We start from the raw sequence: 18,894 nt of genomic DNA, 5'->3' as shown, positions 1-18,894 counted from the left end.
CCCACCGCACCTCAGCACCTCATGTACCCCGGCGAACGACTCAACGGCTACAGCCACCTGTTCGGCCTGCTGCTCGCACTGCCGGCGGCCGCGCTGCTGCTCGCCAAGACGCTGCCCACCGGCGACCCGGCGCGCATCGCGGGCGGGCTGGTGTTCTCGCTCTCGGCCGTGGCGCTGTACGCGGCCTCCACGCTCTTTCACAGCACGCGCGGCCGCAGCAAGCGCCTGTGGGAGCGCGCCGACCACTGCGCGATCTTCCTGCTCATCGCGGGCACCTACACGCCCTTCGCGCTCGTCACGCTGCAAGGCCCCTGGGGCTGGCTGCTGCTCGCGGCGATCTGGAGCGCGGCGTGCTTCGGCATCTGGCGCGAACTGAAGCCCGCCGAGACCGGTACGGCGAAGAAGCCTTCGCTGCCGCTGTACATCGGCATGGGCTGGCTCGGCGTGCTGGCCGCCGCGCCGCTGGCGGCGAAGCTGCACGCCACGGGCCTGGCCTGGCTGGTCGCGGGCGGCGTGCTCTACACGGTGGGCACGGTGTTCTATCGCAACCGGCGGGGGCTGCGCCACGCGCACGGCGCCTGGCACCTGTTCGTGCTGGCCGGCACCACGAGCCACTACGTGGCCGTGGGCTGGTTCGTGCTCTGAAGCCTGCTTCTTACAGCGGCTGCAGCTTCGCGGTCTTCATCATCCGCTCGGTCAGTTCCATCTCGCTCGCGAAGCCCTGCACGTAGGCCTCGGTCGTCGACGGGCTCACCTCGCTGCCCAGCTCCGTCAGCGCGGCGATCACCGACGGCTGCTTCAGCGCCTGACCGAACACCTCGTAGATGCGCGCAGCGATCGCGTCAGGCGTGCCCGCAGGCACCGAGACACCGCCCCACGACGTGAGCTCGACGCCGCGCAGCCCCAGTTCGGCCAGCGTCGGCACCTGCGGCAGGGCCGCGTTGCGCTTGGTGCCGGCCACGCCCAGGGCGCGCAGCTTGCCGCCCTGCACGTGCGGCAGCGCCACCGAGAAGATCGGCATGCCGAAGTTCACCTGGTTGCCCAGCACCGCGTTGACGATTTCCGACGCGCCCTTGTACGGCACGTGCGTGGCCTGCACGCCCGCGGCCTGCAGGAACAGCTCCACGCCCAGGTGCGAGGGCGTGCCGACGCCGCCCGAGGCGTAGTCGAGCTTGCCGGGGTTGGCGCGCGCACGCGCCACGAGTTCCTGCAGGGTCTGGATGCCCGAGCCCGCATTCACCACCAGCAGCACGTCGGAGGTGGTCAGCCGCATGATGTGGCGGAAGTCCTTGAGCGCGTCGTAGCCGGGGTTCTGCTGCATGCGCATGTTGGCGGCCATGGGCGCGCTCGAGTAGATCCAGGTATAGCCGTCGGGCGCGGCGCGCGCGACCTGGCGCGCGCCGATGTTGCCGGCCGCGCCGCCGCGGTTCTCGATGACGACCGGCTGCCCCAGCAAGGGCCCGAGCGCTTCCGCGAGGATGCGCGCGGCGTTGTCCGGGCCGGTGCCGGCCAGGTACGGCACGACCCACTTGACCGGGCGGGTCGGTCGCCAGGCGGAAGCGTTCGCGCCCGCTGCGCGAGCAACGGCCGGCAGCAGCGCCGAGGCCGCGATCGCACCGCACAGCGCGCGGCGATTGGCATTGATGAGAGTCATGGCTTGTGGTGTCTCCTGATTTTGTGGTCCGGCCTCAGGCCGCATCGCCGATCAGCTCGCGCGCGATGATGTTCTTCTGGATCTCGCTCGTGCCCGTGAGCACGCGGTACATGCGCAGCATGCGGAACAAAAACTCCACGCGCCGCCCTTGCACGATGCCTTCGCCGCCGTGGATCTGCACCGCCGCGTCGGCCACGCGGAACGCGGCCTCCGAGCAGAACAGCTTGGCCATCGAGGCCTCGGCGCGCGGGTCGCCACCGGCGTCGATCTGCCGCGCGGTCGACAGCATCAGCGCGCGCGCCGCGCACAGCTGCGTCGCCATGTCGGCCAGCGAATGCTGGATCGCCTGGAACTGCGCGATGGCGCGGCCGAACTGGCGGCGCGTGCGCGCGTAGTCGCGCGCGTCCTTCAGCGCCACGGTGGCCAGCCCCACCATGCCCGGGCAGTGCAGCAGCCGGTTGACCGTGATGCGCCCTAGCGCCAGTGCCAATCCCTTGCCGGGCTCGCCGATGAGGTTCGCGGCCGGCACGCGGCAATCGGTGAGCACGATGTCGCCCGTGGTCGACTGGCCCGCCATGGTCTTGTAGCCCGCCTGCACCTGGACGCCCGGCTGCGTCAGGTCGACGAAGAACGCCGTCACCTCGCGGCGCGCCGGATCGTCCGAGGTGGACGCCATGAGCACCGCGAGATCGGCAAAGGGCGAGCCCGAGATGAAGCGCTTGCGCCCGTTCAGCACATACACGTCGCCCTCGCGCCGCGCCTGCGTCTGCACCGCGCCGGCATCGGAGCCGGCCTCGGCTTCGGTAAGCGCGAAGCAGATCGCCTTCTCGGCCTGCGCCACGGGACGGATGAATTTCGCCATCTGCTCCGGCGTCGCAAACTTCGCGAGCGCGCCGACACGCGGCGGCCCGCTGAGTTCGCCGAACACATGCGGCGCGAGCGGCGAGCCGCTGGCGTAGATCGATTCCTTCACCAGCACATGGTCGAGCAGCGACAGGCCCAGGCCACCCATCGCCGGCGGCAGCGTCATGCCGTAGAAGCCCATCGCGTGCGAGCGGCGCCAGACGTGGCGCAGCGTCTCCCTGTCGGGGCCGTGCTCGTGGTCGATGCCCTTCTCGCGCACCAGGTCGGCCAGTTCGCCGTTCAGGAAATCGCCGATGCGGGCGATCAACTCGGCCGCACGCGGCGAGCCCTCGAAGGGACCGTCGAACAGCGGCGCGCGGATGGCCGAAGCCTCGGTGGGTGCGGCGGAAGGGGTCAGCGTGGTGTCCATGTCGTTCTCTTCGCTCTTGTTCAATTGACGCGGCGCGCGTGGCCGGCCCAGTACGGCGTCTGGATCGCCTTGCGCGCGACCTTGCCGTTGGCGTTCTTCAGCAGCGACTCGACGAACTCGATGCGGCGCGGCCGCTTGAAGCCCGCCAGCCGCGCGGCGCAGAAGTCGTCGAGCCCGGCCGTGTCGGGCGAGGCGCCCGGCTTCAGCACGATGTGCGCGGCCACCGCCTCGCCCCACTTGTCGTCGGGCACGCTGAACACGCAGGCCTCGGCCACCGCCGCGTGCTGGTACAGCACGGCCTCGACCTCCGAGGGGTACACGTTGAAGCCGCCGCTGATGACCATGTCCTTCTTGCGGTCGACGATGTAGATGTAGCCCTCGTCGTCGGCGCGCGCGAGGTCGCCCGTGTGATAGCGGCCGTGCTTCAGCACCTCGGCCGTGAGCTCGGGCGCACGCCAGTAGCCGGCGAAGATGTCCTCGCCGCTCACCACGATCTCGCCCACCTCGCCGGGCGCCACCGGTCGGCCTTCGTCGTCGACGATCTCCACCAGCGATTCGAGGAACGGCCGCCCGCACGAGGCCAGCCGCTCGGGCATGGCGGCGCGCGCGAACAGGTGGTCTTCCACCGAGAGGCCGCACACGCCCGAGGTGGTCTCGCCCGCGCCGTAGCCCTGCGACAGCACCGGGCCGAACACGTCCATCGCCTGCATGATCCGCGCGGGCGCCATCGGCGCGGCACCGTAGCCCAGGCGCTGCAGGTCGGGCAGCGGCCGGTAGCGGCCCTGCAGCTCGGCCAGCAGCATGTTGATCATGGTGGGCACCATGAAGGTGTGGGTCACGCGCTCCTTCTTCATGTCGTCCAGGAAGCGCGCGGGCTCGAAGCCGGTGAACAGGCGGATGGTCGCGCCGCTGCACAGCGCCGGCACGATCTGCATGCCCGAGGCGTGCGTGATCGGCCCCACCAGCCCCAGCAGGTCGCCGGGGCGCAGGCCTTCGCTGCGCGAGAGGAACTTGCGCAGTTGGGCCAGCCGGTTGCCGAAGGTCTGCATCGCGGCCTTGAGCACGCCGCTGGAGCCCGAGGTGTAGTGCAGCACGGCCAGCTCGTCGGCGCGCACGCGCTCGCAGGTGAAGGCGTCGCTCGCGCGTGCCAGCTGGCCTTCGTAGGAAGCGGGCGCGCCTTCGGCGGCGTCGAGCAGCAGCAGCTTGGGTGCCGCGCCCTTCAGCAGTGGCAGGAAGGTCTCGGCGCGCGCGGCGGTGGTGACGATGAGCGCGGCGTCGCTGTTCTCGATGACCTCGGCCACCTCGACCGGTGCGAGCCGCGCGTTCATCGGCGCCTTCACCAGCGCGGCCTTGTAGCAGGCCAGCTCCAGCTCGACGATCTCGACGCAGTTGGGCAGGTACACGCCCACGCGGTCGCCGCGCTGCAGGCCGAGCCCGCGCAGGGCATTGGCCAGGCGGTTGGCGCGCCGGTCGAGCTGTTCGTAGGTGCAGGCGCGCTGCGGGCTGGTCACGGCGATCTGCCGGGCATGCAGGCGGGCGGCGCGGGATGCGAGTTCGCCGACGTTGGCGACCTCGGGCGAAAGTGAGGGCAAGTTGTCTCCTTGAGGCCGGTGCCTGTGCACCGTGGGGAGAACTTTCGCAAACAACGCCGCCGCACAACAAATACCGATTGCTGATGCGCGGCCATCACAAAAGATGATGGCCCCGGCGCACGGCACCTCCGTTCGCGATGGCTATGGCTTGCCGTCGCCGAGGAACTGCGCGTCCCAGCGGCCCGAGGCGATCATCGAGCGTGCCTCGTCGGCCAGCGCTTGCCTCACGACCTGCGTGGCCGCGTCGGGCACCTTGCCGGCCGGCGTCGCCAGGTGGTACGTGCGCGCCAGCTCGGGCTCGACGATGCGTGCGATCAACCAGTTCGGCTGATCGCCCGGTCCGTCCGCGAGCGCGCAGGCGGGCGTGACGGTGAAGCCCGCGCCCGCCAGGTAGAGCGAGCGCAGCACGCGCGCCGAGTCGTGCTCGTGCACCACGTTGAGTTCCACGCCCACCACCTCGGCCGCCGCCTCGACGCGCTGGCGGATGCTGAAGCGGCGCGACTGCAGCACCAGCGGCAGGCTCGCGGCGCGTGCGAAAGGCACTGTGGGGCGAACCGGCGCACTCTTCTTCGCACGTCCACCCTTCGCACTTTTTCCGAGCAGTGCCGCCACCTCGCCCTTCGCATCGAAGCCGCAGAGGAACATGCCTTCGCGCACGAAGGGGCGCACATCGAGCCCTTCGACGCTCGGGGTGTCGACCAGCAGGCCGATGTCGGCGCGGCGATCGACCATCGCCTTGCGCACCATCAGGCTCAGGTCGTCGATCACGAACACGCGGATGCGCGGATGCGACTGCTTCAGCCGCGCCAGCACCGGCCCGAGCAGCAGCGAGGCCAGCAGGAACGGAACGGCCACCGTGACCGAGCCCTCGGGCCCGTCGGGTGCGCGCTGCAGCCGCTCGCGCATGGCGGCGGCATCCGACAGCAGGCGCCGCGCGTCCTGGTACAGCTGCAGCCCGGCGGCCGTGGGCGTGACGCCCACGTGCGAGCGGTCGAACAGCTGCGTGCCGAGTTCGGCCTCGAGCTTCTTGATCTGCGCGGTCAGCGCGGGCTGCGCCACGTACAGCGACGCCGCCGCGCGCGACAGGCTGCCGGCTTCGAGCACCGCGATGAAATAGCGAAGAGACCTCAGGTCCATGGGGCGGCCGGGGAAAGATGGGGGCACCCATTGTGGCCCCGTCGCCGGCTCAGCCTGCCAGGGCCTTCACTGCGATGCGCGTGGCCGAGGCGACCACGTCGTTGCGGCCCTTCGCGTCCTTGTCGGGGAAGGTCAGGTAGACCGACAGCACCAGCGGCGCGCCCGACGGCGGCCACAGCACGCCGACGTCGTTGGTGGAGCCGTACGAACCCGCGCCGGTCTTGTCGCCCACACGCCAGCCTTTGGGCACGCCGGCCAGGAAGCGCTCGGTGCTGGTGGTGTTGCCGAGCAGCCATTCGCGCATCTGCTCGCGCTGCGGCGCGCCGAGCGCGTCGCCCAGCGCCAGCCGCTGCACGGTGTCGCTCATGGCCGCGGGCGTGGTCGTGTCGCGCGGGTCGCCGGGAATGGCGGTGTTCAGCTCGGGCTCGGTGCGGTCGAGGCGGAAGGTGGTGTCGCCGATGCGCCGCGCAAAGGCCGTGACGGCGGCCGGCCCGCCCAGCACCTTCAGCAGCAGGTTGGCGGCGGCGTTGTCGCTGTACTGCATGGTGGCGGCGCACATCTCGTTCACGGTCATGCCGGTGGCGAGGTGCTTCTCGGCGACCGGCGAGTGCGACACCAGGTCGCCCTTGCCGACACTGATGCGGCGCCCGAGCAGGCTGGCGTCGGTCGCGCTGCGTTCGAGCACGGCCGCGGCGAGCACCAGCTTGAAGGTGCTGCACAGCGGAAAGCGTTCGTGCGCACGGTGTTGCAGGCGCGCGCCGCTGCCGGTGTGGAAGCCCGACACGCCCAGGCGCCCGCCGCAGGCGCGCTCGAGTTCGGCGAGCTGCGTTTCGGCGTCCGACTGCGCGCCCTTCTTCGGCCATGCGCTGCAGGCGCCGGCAAGCGGGGTCACGGCGGCGGCGAGCAACAGGGTGCGGCGCTGGATCAGAGGGTTCATGTGCGTGCGTCTTTCTTTTCGCGAGTGGATGGAATGAAAGGCATCGTAGGAGCGCCGCTGCCGCGCTTCCAGCGCCCGGAGCGCGCACGGCGTCCCGGGTGTATCAGGTGTAACGCCACTTCGTCATTCAACCTTCGGGTTGAATTTTCTTTGGAACCGATCTATATTCAACTTCATGGTTGAACTTGAAATCGAAGACGAACGGCTCGACGCCGTGTTCCACGCCCTGGCCGACAGCACGCGGCGCACCATGCTGCAGCTGCTCGCGCAGGGCGAATGCAGCGTGGGCGAGCTGGGCGCGCCGTTTCGCATGTCCTTCGCGGGCGCCTCCAAGCACGTCAAGACACTGGAGCGCGCGGGGCTGGTGTCGCGCACCGTGCAGGGCCGCGCGCACGTGTGCCGGCTGGAACCGGCGGCGCTCGCCACGGCCGATGCGTGGCTGCGCGCGTACGAAGTCTTCTGGAACCACCGCCTGGACGCGCTGGCGGATGCGCTGCGGCGCGATGCCCACGACGACGGCCACGGCCGCGCGTGAGCACCTTCTCTCCCTTCATTCACCCAAGGAGCACTGCCCCATGACCACGACCTTGAAGCACAGCCTGGGCACGCAGACCGAGCCCGGCACCCTGCGCATCGAGCGCACCCTGCCCGGCCCCATCGACCGCGTGTGGACCTACCTCGTCGATCCCGAGAAGCGCCGCAGCTGGCTGGCCGGCGGCACCATGGCGCAGGCGCCGGGCGCGGTGTTCGAACTGCGCTTCCAGCACACCGAGCTGTCGGGCGAGGTGGCGCCCGAGCGCTTCGCGGCCTACCGCGAGACCCATGTGCAGCACTCGCGCGTGCTGCGCATCGAGCCGCCGACCCTGCTGGTCATCAGTTGGGGCAGCGAGCGCGAGGACGCGTCCGAGGTCAGCTTCGAACTGTCGCCGCAGGGTGCGCAAGCGACGCACCTGGTGCTCACGCACCGCCGCCTGCCCGACCGCAAGGAAACGCTGAGCGTGGCCAGCGGCTGGCACGCGCACCTGGGCGTGCTCGACGAGGTGCTGCACGGGTGCGCGCCGCAAGGCTTCTGGACCCAACTGGAGGCCGCCGAGGCGGCCTACGCGACGCACATCCGTTGAAGGGTGTCAGGCCCGGCGGGCGGGCTGCGAAGGCGCGCGGCAGGGCTGCACGCGGACGGCGCGGCTTATCACCTGCCGTTGCTCGCGCGCGCTCTTGAGCAGGCGCTCGGCCGCGACCCTGCCGTGGGGCACCGGCGCGCCCTCGCCCATTTCCGACACGGCCACGAACACCGTCTGCCCGCCTTCGAGCACGGCCTGCGTCTTCGGTTGCGACTTGCCCGCGTACAGCGGCGCATCGTCGATGTAGGCCTCGAGCGAATGCGCGCCCGGCGCCACGCACAGGCGCGTGAAGCCGTTGGGCATCAGCGCGGCATGGAACTCGCCGTCGACATACACATGCGCCGCGCCCGTGCTGGGCGCGGACGTGGCGCGGCGGAAGAACACGACCTGCGCCAGCTCGGGCACCACCGCGGGCGCGGGCCGGTACACAGCCCCCTTGCGCGAGTTCGTGGCCGACACCGCGACGGGCACGGCCATGTTCATCGGCTCGGAAGGCGGCGGCATCGGAGGCAGCGGCACGTACGGCGTGACGGCGACGGGGCCGCAGCCCGCGACCAGCGTGGCGGCGGCAAGCAGCCAGCGGCCCGCGCGCAGGCGGGGATGGAAGGAAAGGAATCTGGACAAGGACATGGCGTGCTTCGAGCGCCTTCACAAAAAAGGCGGCCATCTGACGAAAAGAAGGAAGAGCAGACCGGCCGGAAAACGGCCAGCGCTCAGAGAACGAAGCACTCTAGGAAAAACCACCGCGGCAGGCCATCGGACGAATCCGAAAGCGATGCGCGATGGCGTGGGCCCGCGCTGAAAACGCGGGCCCGGCGGCGCGTCGGCTCAGGCCGCGCGCAGCCGGCGGGCTGCGATGCGCACCGGCATCGACAACAGGATCTGCGCCATGCTCTTGCCCAGCGGGTCGGTGCGCAGCGAGGCCATGCCGCCGCCGCCCAGCGCCGCTTCACAGACGAAGTTGAAGGCACCGATGCCGGGCAGCTCGTAGCGCGTCACCTCGCCTGCGACCAGGTGCGCCATGTAGGCGCGCACGGCCTGCGCAGTGAGCTGCTCGCGCAGCACGGGCAGGAAGCGCGGCTCGCGCGCGAGGATGCCGATGTTCGAGACGTCGCCCTTGTCGCCGCTGCGGCCGTAGGCCAGGCGGATCAGCGGCACTTCGAGCCATTCGTCGTCCGTGTCCGGGTCGGTGGCGTCTGCCTGCGACGCCACCTCATCGGCCATGGCGACCTGCGCTGCCTGCGCCCTCACCGCCACGGGCCAGGACTCGCCCGCCATCTCGACCACGGGCGTGAACAGCGCCTTGTCCACGAGCAGCGGAAACTGCCGGATCGACAGCGCCACCGACGGCCGCCCGCCGCCCAGGCCGGTGGTGCCGGGCGCCCACGAGGTGCCGGCCGCCGAGATCTCGCGCGCGAAGAGTTCGAGCGGCGCCTTGTCCGCGTGCGTCACGGCCACGCGCAGCACCGCCTGGCGCGGCGGCTGGGCGGTGGCGTGCGGGCCGTAGCACTGCTCGGCGCCCAGCACGTCGATGTGGGTGGCCGAGAAGTCGGCCCAGCCGCGCTGCGCGAACAGGTCGCGCGTGCGGCGCAGCATGGCCTCGCCGCTGCGCCGCGCCTTGGCGGCGGCATCGAAGCCGACGATCAGCAGCTCGGCGTTGCAGCGGTAGCCCGCGGCGTAGGTGGCCGTGACCTTGTAGCGACCCGAGGGCGCACGTCCTTTCGCGCCCGAGACGCGCACCAGCTCCGTGCCCACGGCCTCGATCTGCACGGTGCGAAAGTCGCAGGTCACGTCGGGCAGCAGGTAGGCCGCGGGGTCGCCGATCTCGTACAGCAGCTGTTCGCCCACGGTGGCGCGGCTCACCAGCCCGCCGGTGGCGGGCGGCTTGCCGACGACGAAGCTGCCGTCGGCCGCGCATTCGACCACCGGGTAGCCGATGTGGGCCCAGTCGGGCACCTGCTCCCAGTCGGTGTGCAGGCCGCCAGTGGCCTGCGCGCCGCATTCGATGATGTGGCCGGCCAGGCTACCGCCCGCGAGGCGGTCCCAGTCGTCGTCGGCCCAGCCGAATTCGTGCATCAGCGCGCCGAGCGTGACGGCGCTGTCGACGCAGCGGCCCGTGATGACGATCTGCGCGCCGGCATCGAGCGCCCGCGCGATCGGCACGGCGCCCAGGTAGGCGTTGGCGCTCACGAGGCGCTCGGGCAGCGGCGCGCCCGTGCTCATGTGGCCGATGCCCTGCGCGCGCAGCGCCTCGGCGTGCGGCAACGCGTCGTCGCCCATGACCACGGCGATGCGCGGCGCGAGCCCCATGCCAGCCGCCAGTTGCGTGAGCGCGGCGGCGCAGGCGCGCGGGTTCACGCCGCCGGCGTTGGCGATCACGCGGATGCCCTGGCGCATCACGTCGGGCAGCACGGCGGCCATGGCGGTGGTGACGAAGTCGGTGGCGTAGCCGGCGTCGGGGTTCTTCAGCTTCGCGCCGGCCAGCAGCGACATCGTGAGTTCGGCGAGGTAGTCGAACACGAGGTAGTCGATGCCGCCGTGCGCCACGAGCTGCGGCGCGCCGGTGCTGCTGTCGCCCCAGAAGCCCGAGGCGCCGCCGATGCGCACGGTCTTCTGCTGCGTGTGGGAGCTGTTCATCGCGCGGCTCATTCGGGCTCGATGCCGGCGGCGCGGATCACGCGGCCCCATTTCTGCGACTCGGCGGCCTGGAACTTCGCGAGCGCCTCGGGCGTGCCGGTGGCGGCCTCGCCGCTGGAGATGGCCTGGTAGGCGACGATGGCCGGCGAGGCCGACACCTTCACCAGCATCTCGTTGAGCTTGCGCGTGACGGCCGCGGGCGCGCCCGGTGGCAGGTAGACGGCGGTCCAGTACGACATGTCGTAGCCCTTCACGCCCGCCTCGGCCACGGTCGGCAACGCGGGCACGGCGGCCAGGCGCTTGTCGCCGCTCACGGCCAGCGCGCGCAGCTTGCCGCTCTTGACGTGCGGCAGCGCGGTGGGCGCGTCGGCGAACATGAAGTCGACCTGCCCGCCCAGCAGGTCGGTGATGGCCATCGGGTTGCTCTTGTAGGGCACGTTCACCATGTCGATGCCCGCCATCTGCTTGAGCAGCTCGCTCGCCACGCGGCTGGACGAGCTGCCGCTGCCGAAGTTGAGCTTGCCCGGCGACTTCTTCGCCGCCGCCACGAGATCGGCCACCGACTTGATCGGCGAATCGGCCCCCACCAGCAGCAGCATGTGGCCCTTGGACAGCAGCCCGACCGGCGTGAAGTCTTTCACCGGGTCGTAGGGCAGCTTCTTGTACAGGTGCTCGTTGGCGGCGTGCGTGGTGTTGGTGGTCATCAGCAACGTGTAGCCGTCGGGCGCGGCCTTGGCGACGTACTGTGCGGCCAGGAAGCCGCTGGCGCCGGCGCGGTTCTCCACGATCACCGGTACCTTGTACTCGGTGGTCAGGGCCTGCGCGAAGCTGCGCGCCTGCTGGTCGGTGCCGCTGCCGGCCGCGAAGGGCACGACGACGGTGAGCGGCTTGGCGGGGTAGTCCTGCGCCTGGGCAGGTGCCGCCGCCGCGACCGCGAAGGCCAGGACCGCGCCGAGGCGGAAGATGGAAGTGCGCATGGGTGATGTCTCCGGTGGGATGTCGTTCTTGAAAAGGGAAAGGGTGCGGTCGCTCAGGCGCCGTCGCGCTGCGGCACCGGCGGCGCGCCGAGCGCCGCGTTGTGCTCGCCCAGCCGGGGCGCGACCGCGCGGTGCGCGGGCCGCACGCCGTCGATGGACATCGGCAGCGCCGTGAGGCGGAAGTCTTCGCCCGGCACCGCTTGCAGCATGCCCAGCGCCTCGACCTGCGGGTGCGCGACGGCCTCGGGCACGGTGTGCACCGGCGCGCAGGGCACGCCGGCGGCGGTGAAGCGCGCCATCCAGTCGGCGCGGGTGCGCGCACGCAGCAGCGGGCCGATCTCCTCGAACAGCGCCGCCTTGTGCTGCAGCCGCTGGCGGTTGCCGGCGAAGCGCGCGTCGGTGGTCCAGTCGTCGCGCCCGAGTTCGTGCGCGAACTTGGCGAAGAGCCGGTCGTTGCCGCAGCAGATCAGCAGTGGCGCATCGGCGGTGTCGAAGGCCTCGTAAGGCACGAAGCCCGGATGGCCCGAGCGGTGGCGCTCGGGCAGCCGGCCTTCGTTGACGTAGGCGTCGGCTTTCTGGCCCGTCCAGACCAGCGCGGTCTCCAGCAGCGAGGTGCTGACCACGCCGCCCCGGCCCGTGAGGTGGCGCCGCTGCAGCAGCGCCAGCGCGCCGATCACGGCCCACATGCCGGTGCCCTGGTCGCAGACCGAGGCGCCGGTGCGCATCGGCGGGTCGTCGGGCCCGCCGTTGATGCTCGACAGCCCGCTGAAGGCCTGGATCAGCGGCTCGTAGCCCGGCTGCATGCGCAGCGGACCGGTGTGGCCGAAGGCCGAGATCTCGCAGTAGATGAGCCGCGGATGGCGCGCGCACAGCGACGGGCCGTCGATGCCCATCGACTGCGTGACGCCCGGGCGCAGGTTGTGGATGAGGATGTCGGCGCCGGCCGCGAGAGTCTCAAAAGCCGCCATGCCCTCTTCGCTCTTCAGGTCGATGGCGACCGAACGCTTGCCGCGGTTGAAGACGTGGAAATTGAGCGCGTCGCCGTGGCGGAACGCCGGGCCCATGTGGCGCGCGTCGTCGCCGCCCTCGACGCGCTCGAGCTTCACGACGTCGGCGCCGAGGTCGGCCAGGATCGCGCCCGCGAAGGGCCCCGCCAGCACCTGTCCGAGCTCGAGCACCCGGATGCCTTCCAGAATTTTGGTGTCCATGTCACGGGGGCGCGTGGGCCCCTTGTCTCCGTGGTATCGAATGCGCCAGTCTCGGCGTCGCGCATTGATCTGTGAAGAACAATATTCCTATATCTGTGATAACTTGGATGGATCAATCCACAGCCACCCCGAGGGAGCCGCGTCCGTGCGAGTCGACATCACGCTGCAGCAGCTCGAGGCCTTCGTCGAAGTCGCGAAGACCACCAACTTCCGCGCCGCCGCGCAGGCCCTGCATGTGTCGCAGCCGGCGCTGAGCCGCACGGTGCGCATCGTCGAAGACCTGGTGGGCGCGCGCCTGTTCGACCGCGACACGCGGCACGTCGAGCTCACGCCGGCGGGGCGCGAGCTGCTGCCGATCGCGCTGCGCATCCTGGAGAACTTCAACAGCTCGTTCAGCGAGCTGTCGCAGTTCCTCGAAGGCCGCAGCGGCCACCTCACCATCGCGGCACTGCCCTCGACCGGCGTGGCGCTGCTGCCCGGCGCCATCGCCGAGTTCCGCCAGCAGCATCCGCAGGTGCAGTTCTCGCTGATCGAAGGGCCGGCCGAAGCGGTGCGTGCCGCGGTGGACGAAGGCCGCGCCGACTTCGGCCTCAGCGTGCGCCCCGGCACGCACGAGCCCCTGCTGTACCGCCACCTGCGCGACGACCCCTTCGTGCTGCTGTGCCGGCGCGACGACCCGCTGGCCGCGCGCGCCTCGGTGTCGTGGTCGGTGTTCGCGACGCGCCCCTTCATTGCGAGCAGCTTCCAGAGCAGCATCCGGCCGATCACCGACGCCGCCTTCCTGCAGCGCGGCCTGCAGGTGCAGCCCGCGCTCGAATACCCGAGCGTGGCCGTGGCGGGCGCGCTGGTGGCGGCCGGGCTGGGGCTCACCGCCCTGCCCCGGCTCGCGCTGCAGCTGTCGCAGAACGACGAGCTGGCCACCGTGCCGCTGCGGCGCCCGCTGATGTCGCGGCCCATCGGGCTGGTCACGCGCGCGGGACGCTCTCCCTCGCCCGTGGGCCGTGCCTTCATGGACCTGCTGCACCGTCGGGAATCGTCCCGGCGCTGACCGGCGCACGGCGGCTGCGGCATGATCGACGCCATGCACAGCACGCCCCCGTATCCCCTGGTCATCGTCAAGGTCGGTGACACCCATGACGCGCTGCGCGAAGGCCGCGGCGACTTCGAGCACTGGATCGCCGACGGCCTCGGCACGCAGACCCTGCCCCTGGTGGTGGTCGACCCGCGTCGCGGCGACACGCTGCCCGCGCCCGGCCAGGTCGCGGGCGTGGTCGTCACCGGCTCGCACGCGATGGTGTCGCATCGCGAACCCTGGAGCGAAACCACCGCCGCCTGGCTCGCCGAACTGGTCGCGCGCGACACGCCCGTGCTCGGCATCTGCTACGGCCACCAGCTGCTGGCGCACGCACTCGGCGGCGAGGCCGGCCACCACCCGGGCGGCCCCGAAGTTGGCACGGTCACCGTCACGCTCGATGCCGCCGCCGCCGGCGACGCCCTGCTGGGCGACCTGCCCGCGCAGTTCCCGGCGCAGGCGATCCACTGGCAGAGCGCGCTGCGCCTGCCCGAGGGCGCGGTGAAGCTGGCCCACAGCGCGCACGAACCCGTGCATGCCTTCCGCGTGGGCGCGCAGGCCTGGGGCCTGCAGTTCCACCCCGAGTTCGACGCCACGACCATGGGCGGCTACATCGAGCTGCTGGCCCGCGACCTGGCCGCCGACGGGCTCGATGCCGCGGCGCTGCGCGAAGGCGTGCGCCCCACCGACGCGGCGGCGGGCCTGCTCGGGCGCTTCGCGCGGATCGTCGAGGCCAAGGCGCAGCCAGCCGTCTGAGGGCGCCGACGGGGCGTCGGCGCGCGACTACAAAAAGCGGGCCCCGCTTGGGTTAAGGTGCGGTTCCTTTCGCAGCTTTCCCCGCCTCATGACCACGCCTTCGCCCCCGCCGGCCCGCAAGCACTTCTCGATGATCCGCGGCTTTCACCTGGCCGATGTGTTCACGCTCGGCAACGCGGCCTGCGGCGTCGGGGCGGTGTTCTTCGCGATGGCCTTCATGCGCAGCCAGTCGCTCGCCCACTTCTACTGGGCCGCGGCGCTCGCCCCGGCCGCCTTCATCTTCGACGTGCTCGACGGCCGCATCGCGCGCTGGCGCCAGACCCAGTCGGCGCTCGGGCGCGAACTCGACTCGCTGGCCGACGTGATCTCCTTCGGTGTGCTGCCCGCCGCGCTCGGCTTCGCCGCCGGCCTGGACGGCGGCTGGGACTGCGCGGTGCTGATCTATTTCGTGGGCTGCGGCGTGAGCCGGCTCGCGCGCTACAACGTGACGGCCGAGGCCCTCTCGGCCGGCGCCGACAAGGTGAAGTACTTCGAAGGCACGCCGATCCCGACCAGCGTGGTGCTGGTGGGCGTGCTGGCCTACGCGGCCTCGAAGGGCGCCCTCGGCGCCAACGTGTGGGGCGGCGCCTGGACGCTCGGCCCCTGGCAGCTGCACCCGCTGGTGCTGCTGTTCGCGCTCTCGGGCACGCTGATGATCAGCAAGACCTTGCGCATCCCCAAGTTCTGACCGCACCTCTGCCCCGCTCACCAAGGAGACCCCGCATGACGATGAAGCTGTATTTCGACCCGCGCAGCCGTGCGCAGGTCGCCAAGTGGATGCTCGACGAGGCCGAGGTCGACTACGAGATCGTGCCCACCCTCATCCGGGAGGGCGCCCACAAGCGCCCCGAGTTCCTGAAGATCAACCCGGCCGGCAAGCTGCCCGCGCTGGTCGACGGCCGCACCCGCATCTTCGAGAACGCGGCCATCTGCATGTACATCGCCGAGAAGTACCCCGGCAAGCGCCTGGCACCGGCCGTGGGCACGCCCGAGCGCGGGCGCTACCTGTCGCTCATGGTCTATTCGACCGCGCAGCTCGAGCCCTCGATGGGCGACAGCCTGCTGAAGATCAAGAGCAACAACAGCGCGCGCGGCTGGACCGATTTCGAGCAGGCCAAGGACGCCGTCGAACGCGAGCTCGGCGACGGCCCCTACCTGTTCGGCGCGCAGTTCACGGCGGCCGACGTGATGATCGGCTCGATGCTCATCTGGCACCGCGCCTTCGGCGGGCGCACCAACCGCCCGAAGCTCGACGCCTACATCCACAGGCTGCAGGCACGGCCAAAAGGCATGAAGTTCGGTTGAAGTAAGCGGCAAGGCGTGCCGCGCTGGCGACAGTGCGCGGCGGAGGTTCATCCTCTAATCGGTCCCTCTTTTTCGACCCTTTCCCCACCTCACGCCCGCCCCATGACTTCGAACACCTCGCGCTCCCGGTTCTCGTTGACGGCCCTCTCCCTGGGCCTGGTCGCCCTGCTCGGGGCCTGTGCCAGCACGCCGCCGCCCGGCAGCCGCAGCGTGAGCATCGAGCGCACCACCTTCGGCATCGCGCACATCACGGCGCCCGACTACGAAGGCCTGGCCTACGGCACCGCCTACGCGCACGCGCAGGACAACGTCTGCCAGACCGCCGAGCACCTGCTGACGCTGCGCGGCGACCGCGCGCAGTTCCTCGGGGCACAGAACACCGGCGACTTCGGCCTGGGCCGCATGCCCAACGCGCAGATCGACCTGTTCGTGCGCTACCACATGGACGACGCGGCGCTGGCCCGCGCGGCGGCCACCACCAACGACGAGGTGAAGGCCGCGTTGCGCGGCTACGTGGCGGGCTACAACCGCTACCTGCAGGATGCGGGCCCCAATGGCCTGCCCGAGGCCTGCCGCGGCAAGCCCTGGGTGCGCCCGATGACGGCCGCCGACCTGGCGCGCGCCACCGAGCAATCGATGATCCAGGGCGGCCTGGGCGCGCTGGCCGGCGCCGTGCTGGCCGCCGTGCCGCCGGCCCCGGGCGCCAAGACCGGCGCGGCGCCGGTCGCGCTCGAGCAGGCGGTGGCCGAAATCGGCCGCCACAGCTTCAACGCCAACCCCGAGGGCGGCGAGCTGGGCTCCAACGGCTGGGCCTTCGGGCGCAACGCCACGCCCGACGGCAAGGGCCTGCTGCTGGGCAACCCGCATTTCCCCTGGAACGGCACCAACCGCTTCTGGCAGATGCACCTGACCATTCCCGGCCAGCTCGACGTGATGGGCGCCACCGGCGGCCTGAGCCCGGTGGTGTCGATCGGCTTCAACAAGGACGTGGCCTGGACCCACACCGTGTCGACCGGCAAGCGCTTCACGCTGTACGAGCTCAAGCTCGACCCCAACGACCCGACCGTGTACTGGGTCGACGGCCAGCCGAAGAAGATGGTCGCGCGCACCGTGGCGCTGCCGGCCGCCGCCACGGCGGGCGGCGCGCCGGTGCAGCACACCTTCTACGCCACCGACTGGGGCCCCGTGGTCTCGCTGCCGCGCGCCGGCCTGGGCTGGACCGCCCAGAAGGCCTATGCGATCCGCGACGCCAACACGCTCAACGTGCGCTCGGCCGAAAGCTGGATGAAGATGGGCCGCGCCCGCAACGTCGCCGAGCTGCGCGCCGCCATGGGCAACCAGGGCATCCCGTGGATCAACACCCTGGCGGCCGACCGCGAGGGCAACGCGATGTACGCCGACCTGTCGGTGGTGCCCGACGTGTCGGCCGAAATGCTCAAGGCCTGCGCGCCCTCGCCGGCCGCCGCTGCGCTGCTCAACGCGGCCGGACTGCCCGTGCTCGACGGCTCGCGCAGCGCCTGCGCCTGGCACCGCGACCCCGGCGCCGCTGCGCCCGGCATCATCGCGCCGGCCCGCATGCCGGTCGTCGTCACGCCCGACTGGGTGCAGAACAGCAACGACAGCTTCTGGCTCAGCAACCCGCGCGTGCCGCCGATGGCCGGCGTGTCGCCGCTGGTCGGCCCCGTCGGCGTGCCGCAGCGGCTGCGCACGCGCAGCGGCATCCTGGAAATCGAAGGCCGACTGGCCGGCACCGACGGCCTGCCGGGCAACCGCATGGGCGCGGCCGAGCTGCGCAGCGTGATCTTCCGCGACAGGAACCTCGCCGGCATGCTGGTGATGGACGACCTGAAGGCCGCGTGCACCGCCACCGGCGCCGCGCTGAGCGCCGACCAGGCCCTGGGCTGCCGCGTGCTCTCCGCCTGGGACCGCACCAGCAACGCCGAGTCGAAGGGCGCGGCGCTGTTCCGCGAGTTCTGGCGCAAGGCCAAGGACCTGCCCAAGGTCTGGCGCGTGCCCTTCGACCCGGCGCAGCCCGTGACCACGCCCACCGGCCTGGACATGGCCACGCCCGCCACGCGCGAGGCGGTGTTCAAGGCGCTGGGCGATGCGGTCGGCACCGTGCGCACCGCCGGCTTCGCGGCCGATGTGGCACTGGGCGTGCCGCAGTCGCGCACTGTGCGCGGCCAGAAGATCGCGCTGCCCGGCGGCGACGAGTTCGAGGGCGTGCTCAACAAGCTCGAATCGCAGGGCCAGCCGCTGATCGACCCGAAGGGCTACGCCATCAACTACGGCAGCAGCTACATGCAGGTCGTGACCTTCGACGCGCGCGGCCCCGTGGCGCAAGGCCTGCTCACCTACGGCCAGAGCAGCGACCCGGCCTCGCCGCGCGCCTACGACCAATTGCCGCTGTTCGCGGCCAAGCAGTGGCATCCGCTGCCCTTCCACCCGGCCGACGTGCAGGCGCAGCGCGAAGGCAAGCCGCTGCAGCTGGCGTACTGAACCATGTCCTCGAGCACCGTTCCGTTCCCCGCCCACGCCGCCACAGGCATCGACCTGCTGAACCGCCTGGCCGCCGAGCAGCCGCTCGCCCCGGCCTGCGATCACTTCTACTTCCTGCGCCACGGCCAGACCGGGCGCAATGCGCTGCGCGTCTTCCAGGCGCCCGACGAGCCCCTGAGCGCGCTCGGCGAGCAGCAGGCGGTGCAGGCGGCCGAGCTGCTGGCCGGCGAGCCGATCGGCGCCATCGTGTGCAGCGACGCGCGCCGCGCCTTCGACACCGCCCACACCGTGGCGCGCGCCCTGGGCCTCGTGCCCAGCGCGCACGAGAACCTGCGCGAGCGCAACTTCGGCGCGCTCATCGGCACCTCGTCGGCGAACATCGACTGGGCCTGCGAGCCCGAGGGCGGCGAGACGCTGGCGCAGTTCGTCGACCGCAAGCGCCAGGCGCTGGCCGCCGCGCTCGCCGCGCAGCCCGCGCCGGTGCTGGTGGTGGCGCACGGCGGCACGCTCTACGCGCTGGCCGCGCTGCTGGGCGTGGCGGTCGATGCGAGCATCTTCGGCAACGCGCAACCCTTGCGCTTCACACGTGCCGGCCCCACATGGGCCGTGACGCCGCTGCAACAGCGGCAAGCCGACGGCGGAGCCGCCCTGGCCTGAATCAGCGCCCGGTCGCCCTGTACGCCGTCC

18 protein-coding genes are annotated in these 18,894 nt (G+C 71.4%); 9 read left to right on the top strand and 9 right to left on the bottom strand.

The window, feature by feature from the left end:
* Window positions 1-21 precede the first annotated feature (21 nt).
* On the top strand, window positions 22-645 hold the full coding sequence (locus ACAM42_RS14285) for a hemolysin III family protein (RefSeq protein WP_354347693.1): 624 nt from the start codon (window positions 22-24) through the stop codon (window positions 643-645).
* A 10-nt stretch (window positions 646-655) separates the two neighbouring features.
* On the opposite strand, the gene ACAM42_RS14280 is transcribed toward ACAM42_RS14285, so the two are convergent.
* From ACAM42_RS14280 to bla, 5 genes are all read right to left on the bottom strand, one after another.
* Window positions 656-1,654 (bottom strand): tripartite tricarboxylate transporter substrate binding protein, encoded by a 999-nt coding sequence (locus ACAM42_RS14280; RefSeq protein ID WP_369632413.1) that lies wholly within the window; start codon window positions 1,652-1,654, stop codon window positions 656-658.
* Between the two features lie 34 nt (window positions 1,655-1,688).
* Window positions 1,689-2,927, bottom strand: coding sequence for an acyl-CoA dehydrogenase family protein (locus tag ACAM42_RS14275; protein WP_369632412.1), 1,239 nt, complete (start codon window positions 2,925-2,927; stop codon window positions 1,689-1,691).
* A 20-nt stretch (window positions 2,928-2,947) separates the two neighbouring features.
* Window positions 2,948-4,519: an AMP-binding protein gene (locus ACAM42_RS14270; protein ID WP_369632411.1), complete on the bottom strand. Its 1,572-nt coding sequence runs from the start codon at window positions 4,517-4,519 to the stop codon at window positions 2,948-2,950.
* A 141-nt stretch (window positions 4,520-4,660) separates the two neighbouring features.
* The gene (locus ACAM42_RS14265) at window positions 4,661-5,656 is read right to left on the bottom strand and encodes a LysR family transcriptional regulator (RefSeq protein ID WP_369632410.1); all 996 of its coding nucleotides are present in this window, start codon (window positions 5,654-5,656) and stop codon (window positions 4,661-4,663) included.
* Between the two features lie 49 nt (window positions 5,657-5,705).
* A complete protein-coding gene (bla, locus tag ACAM42_RS14260; protein ID WP_369632409.1) occupies window positions 5,706-6,593 on the bottom strand; it encodes a class A beta-lactamase in 888 nt (295 codons plus the stop codon).
* 175 nt (window positions 6,594-6,768) lie between these two features.
* On the opposite strand from bla, the gene ACAM42_RS14255 reads away from it, so the two are divergent.
* On the top strand, window positions 6,769-7,128 hold the full coding sequence (locus tag ACAM42_RS14255; RefSeq protein WP_095744933.1) for a helix-turn-helix transcriptional regulator: 360 nt from the start codon (window positions 6,769-6,771) through the stop codon (window positions 7,126-7,128).
* 40 nt (window positions 7,129-7,168) lie between these two features.
* Window positions 7,169-7,714: an SRPBCC family protein gene (locus tag ACAM42_RS14250; protein WP_369632408.1), complete on the top strand. Its 546-nt coding sequence runs from the start codon at window positions 7,169-7,171 to the stop codon at window positions 7,712-7,714.
* Between the two features lie 6 nt (window positions 7,715-7,720).
* Here the strand turns inward: ACAM42_RS14250 and ACAM42_RS14245 are convergent, their stop codons facing one another.
* From ACAM42_RS14245 to ACAM42_RS14230, 4 genes are all read right to left on the bottom strand, one after another.
* Window positions 7,721-8,344, bottom strand: a complete 624-nt coding sequence (locus ACAM42_RS14245; RefSeq protein ID WP_369632407.1) for a hypothetical protein — start codon at window positions 8,342-8,344, stop codon at window positions 7,721-7,723.
* A 198-nt stretch (window positions 8,345-8,542) separates the two neighbouring features.
* Window positions 8,543-10,351 carry an acyclic terpene utilization AtuA family protein gene (locus ACAM42_RS14240; RefSeq protein WP_369632406.1) on the bottom strand — a complete coding sequence of 603 codons (1,809 nt, stop codon included), beginning with the start codon at window positions 10,349-10,351 and terminating at the stop codon, window positions 8,543-8,545.
* An 8-nt stretch (window positions 10,352-10,359) separates the two neighbouring features.
* The gene (locus tag ACAM42_RS14235; protein WP_369632405.1) at window positions 10,360-11,328 is read right to left on the bottom strand and encodes a Bug family tripartite tricarboxylate transporter substrate binding protein; all 969 of its coding nucleotides are present in this window, start codon (window positions 11,326-11,328) and stop codon (window positions 10,360-10,362) included.
* 53 nt (window positions 11,329-11,381) lie between these two features.
* Complete coding sequence (locus ACAM42_RS14230; RefSeq protein ID WP_369632404.1) at window positions 11,382-12,536, bottom strand: CaiB/BaiF CoA transferase family protein; 1,155 nt, start codon at window positions 12,534-12,536, stop codon at window positions 11,382-11,384.
* 145 nt (window positions 12,537-12,681) lie between these two features.
* Here ACAM42_RS14230 and ACAM42_RS14225 point away from each other — a divergent pair, with 145 nt between their 5' ends.
* The 6 genes from ACAM42_RS14225 (at window position 12,682) to ACAM42_RS14200 (ending at window position 18,864) form a co-directional block, all read left to right on the top strand.
* Window positions 12,682-13,584 (top strand): LysR family transcriptional regulator, encoded by a 903-nt coding sequence (locus ACAM42_RS14225; RefSeq protein WP_369632403.1) that lies wholly within the window; start codon window positions 12,682-12,684, stop codon window positions 13,582-13,584.
* Window positions 13,585-13,617: 33 nt separating this feature from the next.
* Window positions 13,618-14,364, top strand: a complete 747-nt coding sequence (locus tag ACAM42_RS14220) for a glutamine amidotransferase (RefSeq protein ID WP_369632402.1) — start codon at window positions 13,618-13,620, stop codon at window positions 14,362-14,364.
* A gap of 88 nt (window positions 14,365-14,452) precedes the next feature.
* A complete protein-coding gene (locus tag ACAM42_RS14215) occupies window positions 14,453-15,091 on the top strand; it encodes a phosphatidylcholine/phosphatidylserine synthase (RefSeq protein WP_307584024.1) in 639 nt (212 codons plus the stop codon).
* Window positions 15,092-15,126: 35 nt separating this feature from the next.
* Window positions 15,127-15,708: a glutathione S-transferase family protein gene (locus tag ACAM42_RS14210; protein ID WP_369632401.1), complete on the top strand. Its 582-nt coding sequence runs from the start codon at window positions 15,127-15,129 to the stop codon at window positions 15,706-15,708.
* A gap of 102 nt (window positions 15,709-15,810) precedes the next feature.
* A complete protein-coding gene (locus tag ACAM42_RS14205) occupies window positions 15,811-18,207 on the top strand; it encodes a penicillin acylase family protein (protein ID WP_369632400.1) in 2,397 nt (798 codons plus the stop codon).
* A gap of 3 nt (window positions 18,208-18,210) precedes the next feature.
* Window positions 18,211-18,864 carry a histidine phosphatase family protein gene (locus ACAM42_RS14200; RefSeq protein WP_144004418.1) on the top strand — a complete coding sequence of 218 codons (654 nt, stop codon included), beginning with the start codon at window positions 18,211-18,213 and terminating at the stop codon, window positions 18,862-18,864.
* Window positions 18,865-18,894: the final 30 nt, after the last annotated feature.

Origin of the sequence: Variovorax sp. V35 (assembly GCF_041154465.1) — a bacterium.
Taxonomy (GTDB): domain Bacteria; phylum Pseudomonadota; class Gammaproteobacteria; order Burkholderiales; family Burkholderiaceae_C; genus Variovorax; species Variovorax boronicumulans.
This window is presented reverse-complemented; position numbering and strand designations above follow the sequence as displayed.